Raw genomic sequence first — 7,502 nt, 5'->3', positions numbered from 1 at the left:
AATACAATGGTGCAATGAGTTATTCAGAACATTTTAGACGTAAAATTTTAGCTAAGCTTGAGGAAGGTTATTCTATTCGAGCGGTAGCTGCACAATTTGAAATTAATAAAAATACCATTGTTGAATGGAAGAAACGTATAGAGATTAAAAAAACTCGTGTACGTAAACCTTCTAAAATTAACGATGATGCTTTACGTGAAGATGTTGAAAAGTATCCTGATGCTTATCAATATGAACGTGCTGCACGTTTTAATTGTGGTGTTTCATCTATTGGTGCTGCATTAAAGCGCTTAAATATTACAGTTAAAAAAAGACGTTAAGCCATCCTAAAGCAGATACAAGGCTTAGGGATAAATTTATTCAGCAAGTGAAAGAATTAGAAAAAAACCACCCGATTATTTATCTGGATGAAAGTGGTTTTAAGTCACATGATTATAGACCTCATGGCTATTCACGAAAAGGAGTACCCTGTTTAGGGCAATATAATTGGCAATTAAAGAATCAGACCAATGCCATTGGAGCAATCCATAAAGGGGATTTATTTTCAGTCGGTTTATTTGATTGCAAAATCAATTCAGATGTTTTTCATTTTTGGATTGAGCAATTCCTCATACCAGCATTACCTGAAAATAGTGTAGTGGTTATGGATAATGCAGCATTTCATAAAAGAGCAGATATTCAGGAGTTATTGGAACAACAAGGGCATAAAATTCTTTGGCTTCCTGCATACAGCCCTGATTTAAATCCTATAGAACAGATGTGGGCATGGGTTAAACGTAAGCGTAAAGAATGGTTGATCGACTCAGTCGATGAGTTATTTCGAGTTTTTTTCGAATCCTGTATGAATAATAAAGTAGTTTGACTATATTCCTTATTTATTGCAGGAATCATTTGTAAAAATACCTAAATCTTTAGTGGATGAATTGAGCTTGATAGTGAATAAAATGAAAAAGAGACAAGAGTCTGTAAGGCAAAAGATTATCGAGGATTCCGCCCATCAAAATGTTTCTGCAACCTATGCTCTGGAATTGCTCGCTGCCCAGCGTTGGCTGGAGCATTTGGTTGTACATTCTGAATGGGTTGCAATTCTGCTGGGTGATACTGATCAGGGCATTGTCCATGAGGAATTGGCTTAATGCAGAGATGTGGTTAAAAGCCAGAACAGGCAATAATACAAAAAGAGTCGGGAAGTCTAGACTTGAAAGTTTTGTTATAAATCAGCATCACAAATCGTTAAATATCAATTTTTGATGATAAGGTTAAACTGCGTATAATCTTTTTAAAGACGATAAGATATAAAGGATCATTCATGACAACCGATCAACAATTTCCAACACCTGCCAACCTTGGTATTGCGGTATATGCAAATAATGCCGAAGCCATTGGTAATACACCTTTAGTTCGTATCAATCGCTTGATTAAATCAGATGCTACAGTATTGGCAAAAGTTGAAAGCCGTAATCCTGCATTTTCAATAAAATGCCGTATTGGTGCAGCCATGATTGCAGATGCGGAAAAACGTGGTGTACTTAAAACTGGTATGCATATTGTTGAACCGACCAGTGGTAATACAGGGATTGCTCTGGCATTTGTGGCGGCGGCAAAAGGTTATCCCATTACCCTGACTATGCCTGCAAGTATGAGTCTGGAACGTCGTAAGGTGCTGAAAGCCTTGGGTGCGAACCTTGTACTGACTGAACCAGCCAAAGGCATGAAAGGTGCGGTGGATGAGGCGGTACGCTTAGCCACTGAAAACCCTGAACAATATTTCTTACCACAACAATTTGAAAATCCAGCCAATCCACAGATTCATACAGATACTACAGGTCCTGAAATCTGGAATGCCACAGGGGGTAATGTTGACATTTTAGTGGCGGGTGTGGGAACTGGCGGCACCATTACAGGGATTTCACGTTATTTTGAGCAAGTGCAGAATAAGCCATTGTATTCAGTGGCAGTTGAACCAGCTGAATCACCAATTATTACCCAAACTAAAAATGGTGAGAGCATTACACCTGCACCGCATAAAATTCAGGGGATTGGTGCCAACTTTATTCCTAAAAACCTGGATTTGGACCTGGTTGATGAAGTCCTGCCAGTGAACAGTGCGGATGCGATTGACTGGGCAAGAAAGTGTGCAACGCAAGAAGGAATTTTAGTGGGTATTTCAAGTGGTGCGGCATTGGCGGCAGCGGCCCAGATTGCTGAACGTCCAGAAAATGCAGGGAAAACCATTGTGGTGATTTTACCTGACAGTGGTGAGCGTTATCTATCTTCAGTGTTATTTGAGGGCTTGTTTGACGAGGCTTAATCAGTCGTTGAATATAAAAAACCATGCCTTTAGCGCATGGTTTTTTTATTGTCCAATTTAAAGTGCTTTTTTTAAAGCCTTTTCATGTCGCTTCACCGATCTTGCATATTTCTTGCCTTTGTGTCGTGTCCAGAAACTGCGTTGATAACCTGTTGGTCCAACATTGTAATAGGCAACGGCTTTTGACCAGCTTCCCGCAGATTTATAGTAGGTCGCAAGGACCTGGGTGCCACAGTTAATATTGACACTTTCATCATAAAGATTGCCAGGACAGGCCTGACGCCAATGACTTGGAATGATTTGGGTCAGTCCCACCGCGCCCGTCGGTGAGCGTGCGGCGCTATTGTAGTTGGATTCCTGTCGAATAATCGCCGCAATTAAAAGTGGCGAAACATCGTAACGCTCTGAGCTTTGAATGATGATTGGCGATACGCGATTGGCGGTACTAGGTGAAACAGAATAAGCGGTTTGTAATCCTGATGAGAGTTGATTGGAACGATTGGCAAATGATCCGCTTAGACTGCTGCATGCAGACAGGGTGATAGCGCTCAGAACCAGCCCGATTCTTAAAAGCAGCAAGATGGGTTTTTCAAGAATGTATTGTTGAGTTGTTAGGATTTGCAAAGCAAACAACCAGAAAAATAAAATGATGAGTCATGGTATTAAGCCAAATTGAGGGAGTCAATAGCGATTATTTTATCGTTCTATGTCTATGCGAATTAAACACCAGGGCAATAAAAAAGCCCCGACATCCTGTCGAGGCTTTCTCATATTTGGTTTCTTACCGCCAACTCCTGTCAACGACCACGTCCTGTGCTTCTTGTTGTTCTGAATGAGACTTCCTGTCTCTCTATGATTTGTATATTAGGGGATAAACCTGCTATCAGCTATTCGCCAATCACCGCAACCTGTGTACGCTTTAACCTACAAAATACAGGGTCATGGCCAGATGGTTACATTTTATCAGTGGGGGTTGAGGCATGCAGCAGTATGTCCCGCAGAAAATCATATGCAATGCCCAACGTTTCAGGTTTTTTAAAGGCGGTCATTACAGGGAGTCTAAAAAAGACTAAAATCAAATTAGACCTGTAGAAAAAGCTGATTTATGTCGGACATTGTCAAAACCCATATTGAATATGGTTCAAAATCATTTACCGCGATTTTATGGTCATTGTTCTTTGCAGGGTTTGCCTCTTTCTCATCCCTGTACTGTGTGCAGCCGATGATGCCGATTTTTGCAAAGTTCTTTCAGGTCAGCCCGACACATAGTAGTTTTCCATTATCCTTTTCCACCATTGCCCTGGCCATTGGCCTGCTGTTTACAGGCTTTATTTCTGATCGTTTCGGGCGCAAACCGATTATGGTGTTTGCCTTGTTCCTTGTTTCGGTTTTATTGCTGGTCAGTGCGTCTTTTCCAATCTGGGAAATTTTCTTAACAACTCGTATTTTTATAGGCTTGGCGGTGAGTGGTGTTGCCGCAGTTGCCATGACTTATATTGGAGAGGAGATTGCACAGAAAGATATTGGTTTGGCGATGGGGCTGTATATCTCAGGCACAGCGATTGGAGGGATGGGCGGACGCTTGATTGCAGGGGTATTGGTTGATTTTATCTCATGGCAATCAGCAACTTATATTATTGGTTTTATCAATCTTATCATTGCCTGTCTGTTCTATTTACTCTTACCCAAGTCCCAGCATTTTCAACCCTATCCTTTTCGATTTTCCCGTTTTAAGGCAGCGTTTGAACAAAACTTAAAAGACCGTAAATTACGCATCCTGTTTGCCGAGGGTTTTATCCTGATGGGATGTCTGGTCACGGTGTTTAATTATATTAGTTATCACCTGCTGGAAGCACCATTTCAATTATCACAAAGCTGGATTGGTTTAATCTCGATTGCCTATTTGGCAGGAATTTACAGTTCATCAAAAGCAGCACAGTGGAGCTTTAAATATGGTCGGGCCAAAGTTTTACCCCTCATGTTATTGATGATGATGGCTGGATTGTTGATTACCCTGATTCCAGCGCTTTGGGCCATTCTGTTGGGACTGATTATTTTTGCCTTTGCCTTTTTTGCAGCACATTCCACCGCCAGCAGTTGGGTATCTGTGCAGGCAATTCAGTATCGGGCGGTGGCTGCATCGCTGTATTTATTCTGCTATTACATCGGTTCCAGTTTGCTGGGAAGTAGTGGTGGCCTGATCTGGGAAAACTTTGGCTGGATTGGGATCAATCTCAGTGTGGTGTTAGTATTGGCTTTTGGCCTGATTTTATCAATTCATCTAAAGGCTTTATAATAAAAATAACATGATGAAATGTGTAGAGATGGCAAGAAATGCAATTCTTGAGCAATATCCATTATTAAGAACGATTCAGTTGGTAACGAATGGTTATTACAGGCCTCATTGAGTACTCACTTGAAAATTTATAGATTGCGAGTGAATTTTAGGCAGATTAATTCTTATCTCTTTGTTTCTGTATGTTTTATAAACAAGGAAAATGAATCAAATTCATGTTAAAATGATCGGCTTTCATCTTTAGATGTCTCTCCTCCATCTGCTAGCCGAGATTCGCAAGCCATGTCTACTGCCTACACCATGCAGACCGCGCCCAAAGCGCTGTTTGATTACGACAAATATTGGGCGTCGTGTTTTGAACCCGCACCATTTTTGCCGATGTCACGAGAAGAAATGGACCTGCTGGGCTGGGATGCTTGTGACTTTATTTTAGTCTGTGGCGATGCCTATATTGACCATCCTTCCTTTGTGTCGGGTGTGATAGGGCGTGTGCTTGAGGCACAGGGCTTCCGTGTCGGGATTATTGCGCAGCCAGACTGGACCAATGTCGAGAGTTTCCGTGTGCTGGGTAAGCCCACCATTGCGTGGGGGGTAACGGCTGGGAACATGGATTCAATGATCAACCGTTATACGGCAGATCGTAAAATCCGCTCGGATGATGCCTATTCTCCAAACAATGAAGCAAATAAGCGTCCAGACCGTGCAGCAACCGTGTATTGCCAGCGTTGTCGTGAGGCATTTCCAGATGTGCCTGTATTGCTGGGAGGGATTGAGGGCAGTCTACGTCGTATCGCACACTATGATTATTGGTCAGACAAGGTTCGTCGTTCCATTTTGATGGATTCAAAGGCCGACCTGTTGATGTATGGTAATGGTGAGCGTGCCATTATCGAGGTGATGCACCGCTTGGCCAAAGGTGAAAAGGTGCATGACATTACCGATGTTCGTGGTACAGCATTTATCATTAATAAACATAATAAAGCCTCCAAGGCAAAATTCGTTGAAATTGCCAGTAACGATGTCGATACCATTGGACGTGTCGATCCCATCATCAATCCGTATGTGATGACAGAAGACATTGATGGTTGCGAGGTTGAGAAAGAAAAAGGCAATTCCTTAGCCCAATATCAAAATTTCCAGAAAGAAATTGTGGCAAATCCAATTGTACGTGAGGGCGATCAGTTAGACCCTGATACCCAGATTGTGCAACTGAGAGCTGCACCATCCAAGGCAATTAAGCATAAACTGCCACCACGTGAACTGGCGGTGATTCGTTTGCCCTCATTTGAAGAGGTGGCGAATGACCATGTGCTGTATGCCCATGCCAACCGTATTTTGCATCTTGAAACCAATCCAGGCAATGCGCGTGCCCTTGTTCAGCGCCACGGTGAGCGTGATGTGTGGATTAATCCACCGCCGATTCCACTGACCACAGAGGAAATGGATTACGTGTTTGACTTGCCGTATGCACGTTTACCACACCCTTCCTATGGGGATGCACGTTTCCCTGCATTTGACATGATCAAGTTCTCTGTCAACATCATGCGTGGCTGTTTTGGTGGCTGTACATTCTGTTCGATTACGGAGCATGAGGGGCGGATTATCCAGAACCGTTCGGAAGACTCGATTTTACGTGAAATTGAAAAGATCCGTGATACTGCACCGAATTTTACAGGCATTATTTCAGACTTGGGTGGTCCAACCGCCAATATGTACCGTCTGCACTGCAATGATCCTGAAATTGAGAAGAACTGTCGTAAGCCATCCTGTGTCTACCCAGGCGTATGCCAGAACCTGCACACTGATCATGCGCCACTGGTTCAGCTGTACCGTAAGGCACGTGAAATCAAGGGTGTGAAGAAGATTCTGATTGGTTCAGGCCTGCGTTATGACCTTGCGGTACTCAATCCTGAATATGTCAAGGAACTGGTACAGCACCATGTCGGTGGTTACCTGAAGATTGCGCCTGAGCATACCGAACAGGGGCCACTCTCCAAGATGATGAAACCTGGAATTGGTACCTATGACCGCTTTAAGCAAATGTTTGAGCGTTTTAGTAAGGAAGCGGGTAAGGAACAGTATTTAATCCCATACTTTATTGCTGCACATCCAGGTACAACCGACTATGACATGATGAATCTGGCGGTCTGGCTGAAGAAGAACGGTTTTCGTGCCGATCAGGTACAGACGTTCTATCCATCACCAATGGCTACTGCCACCACCATGTATTATTCAGGTAAAAACCCACTGTCAAAGGTGGCGCGTTACACTGAAAATGTGGATATTGTTAAGGGTGAGAAACGTCGCCGTTTGCATAAGGCATTCCTGCGGTACCATGATCCAAACAACTGGCCTCTATTGCGTGAAGCCTTAAAGGAAATGGGACGTTCGGATTTGATTGGAAATTCCAAACAGCACCTGATTCCGACCTACCAGCCACAGGGAACCGCTGAGGGGGAATATAAGTCTGCTCGCAAGAAGAACTCCACTGTGTCGGGAGATTCCGCAAAACGTACAGGACAGCCGCAATTAGGCCAGAAACGTCCACAAAAAGGGCAGATTCTGACCCAGCATACGGGCTTGCCACCGCGTGAAACAGGTGAGAAACGTCCTTTCTCGGCAAAGCCAAAACCCAAGTCCAAGACCCATCGTTAAGTTGAGTTTGGGAAAGCCTGAGTCTTTCATGCTTTCCCTTTGATACACAAATGAGAGGGTAGTCACAAATGATTGGTAAAACTACAATTTATAGAAACATATACTGACAATATCGAGTTGAATATTCCCCGCAGGATGATTATAAATAAAGGTGAAGGACACTTTTACGACTTTGGTCGGCTGTTCAAACACGATTAAAAAATTTAAGTTTGTACTGCGAAAATGACTTTACTATCGCTC

At 43.1% G+C, this 7,502-nt stretch carries 7 protein-coding genes and 1 pseudogene; 7 read left to right on the top strand and 1 reads right to left on the bottom strand.

The window, feature by feature from the left end:
• The first annotated feature begins 14 nt into the window (after positions 1-14).
• From F973_RS13920 to cysK, 4 genes are all read left to right on the top strand, one after another.
• Positions 15-320 (top strand): IS630 transposase-related protein, encoded by a 306-nt coding sequence (locus F973_RS13920; RefSeq protein ID WP_000122230.1) that lies wholly within the window; start codon positions 15-17, stop codon positions 318-320.
• A gap of 47 nt (positions 321-367) precedes the next feature.
• Entirely contained in the window at positions 368-862 is a 495-nt protein-coding gene (locus tag F973_RS13915) for an IS630 family transposase (RefSeq protein WP_004760103.1), read from the top strand.
• A gap of 82 nt (positions 863-944) precedes the next feature.
• A complete protein-coding gene (locus F973_RS13910; RefSeq protein ID WP_004762429.1) occupies positions 945-1,136 on the top strand; it encodes a hypothetical protein in 192 nt (63 codons plus the stop codon).
• A gap of 173 nt (positions 1,137-1,309) precedes the next feature.
• Positions 1,310-2,311 carry a cysteine synthase A gene (cysK, locus tag F973_RS13905; RefSeq protein WP_004762428.1) on the top strand — a complete coding sequence of 334 codons (1,002 nt, stop codon included), beginning with the start codon at positions 1,310-1,312 and terminating at the stop codon, positions 2,309-2,311.
• Positions 2,312-2,368: 57 nt separating this feature from the next.
• Here cysK and F973_RS13900 read toward each other — a convergent pair whose 3' ends face one another.
• Positions 2,369-2,935 (bottom strand): lytic transglycosylase domain-containing protein, encoded by a 567-nt coding sequence (locus tag F973_RS13900; RefSeq protein ID WP_004762427.1) that lies wholly within the window; start codon positions 2,933-2,935, stop codon positions 2,369-2,371.
• A gap of 317 nt (positions 2,936-3,252) precedes the next feature.
• On the opposite strand from F973_RS13900, the pseudogene F973_RS15145 reads away from it, so the two are divergent.
• The 3 genes and pseudogenes from F973_RS15145 to F973_RS13885 form a co-directional block, all read left to right on the top strand.
• Positions 3,253-3,403: pseudogene (locus tag F973_RS15145) on the top strand (MerR family transcriptional regulator); the annotation flags it as partial.
• Positions 3,404-3,416: 13 nt separating this feature from the next.
• Complete coding sequence (locus F973_RS13890) at positions 3,417-4,607, top strand: MFS transporter (protein WP_004762425.1); 1,191 nt, start codon at positions 3,417-3,419, stop codon at positions 4,605-4,607.
• A 282-nt stretch (positions 4,608-4,889) separates the two neighbouring features.
• On the top strand, positions 4,890-7,262 hold the full coding sequence (locus tag F973_RS13885) for a YgiQ family radical SAM protein (RefSeq protein ID WP_004762423.1): 2,373 nt from the start codon (positions 4,890-4,892) through the stop codon (positions 7,260-7,262).
• Positions 7,263-7,502 lie beyond the last annotated feature (240 nt).

This window comes from Acinetobacter sp. CIP 102129, from assembly GCF_000368305.1.
Taxonomy (GTDB): domain Bacteria; phylum Pseudomonadota; class Gammaproteobacteria; order Pseudomonadales; family Moraxellaceae; genus Acinetobacter; species Acinetobacter parvus.
This window is presented reverse-complemented; position numbering and strand designations above follow the sequence as displayed.

What these genes read in the sequence shown, in the direction of transcription:
- cysK (WP_004762428.1), top strand. Translation starts at nt 1,310, where the DNA reads ATGACAACCGATCAACAATTTCCAACACCTGCCAACCTTGGTATTGCG.
- F973_RS13910 (WP_004762429.1), top strand. Translation starts at nt 945, where the DNA reads ATGAAAAAGAGACAAGAGTCTGTAAGGCAAAAGATTATCGAGGATTCC.
- F973_RS13885 (WP_004762423.1), top strand. Translation starts at nt 4,890, where the DNA reads ATGTCTACTGCCTACACCATGCAGACCGCGCCCAAAGCGCTGTTTGAT.
- F973_RS13920 (WP_000122230.1), top strand. Translation starts at nt 15, where the DNA reads ATGAGTTATTCAGAACATTTTAGACGTAAAATTTTAGCTAAGCTTGAG.
- F973_RS13890 (WP_004762425.1), top strand. Translation starts at nt 3,417, where the DNA reads ATGTCGGACATTGTCAAAACCCATATTGAATATGGTTCAAAATCATTT.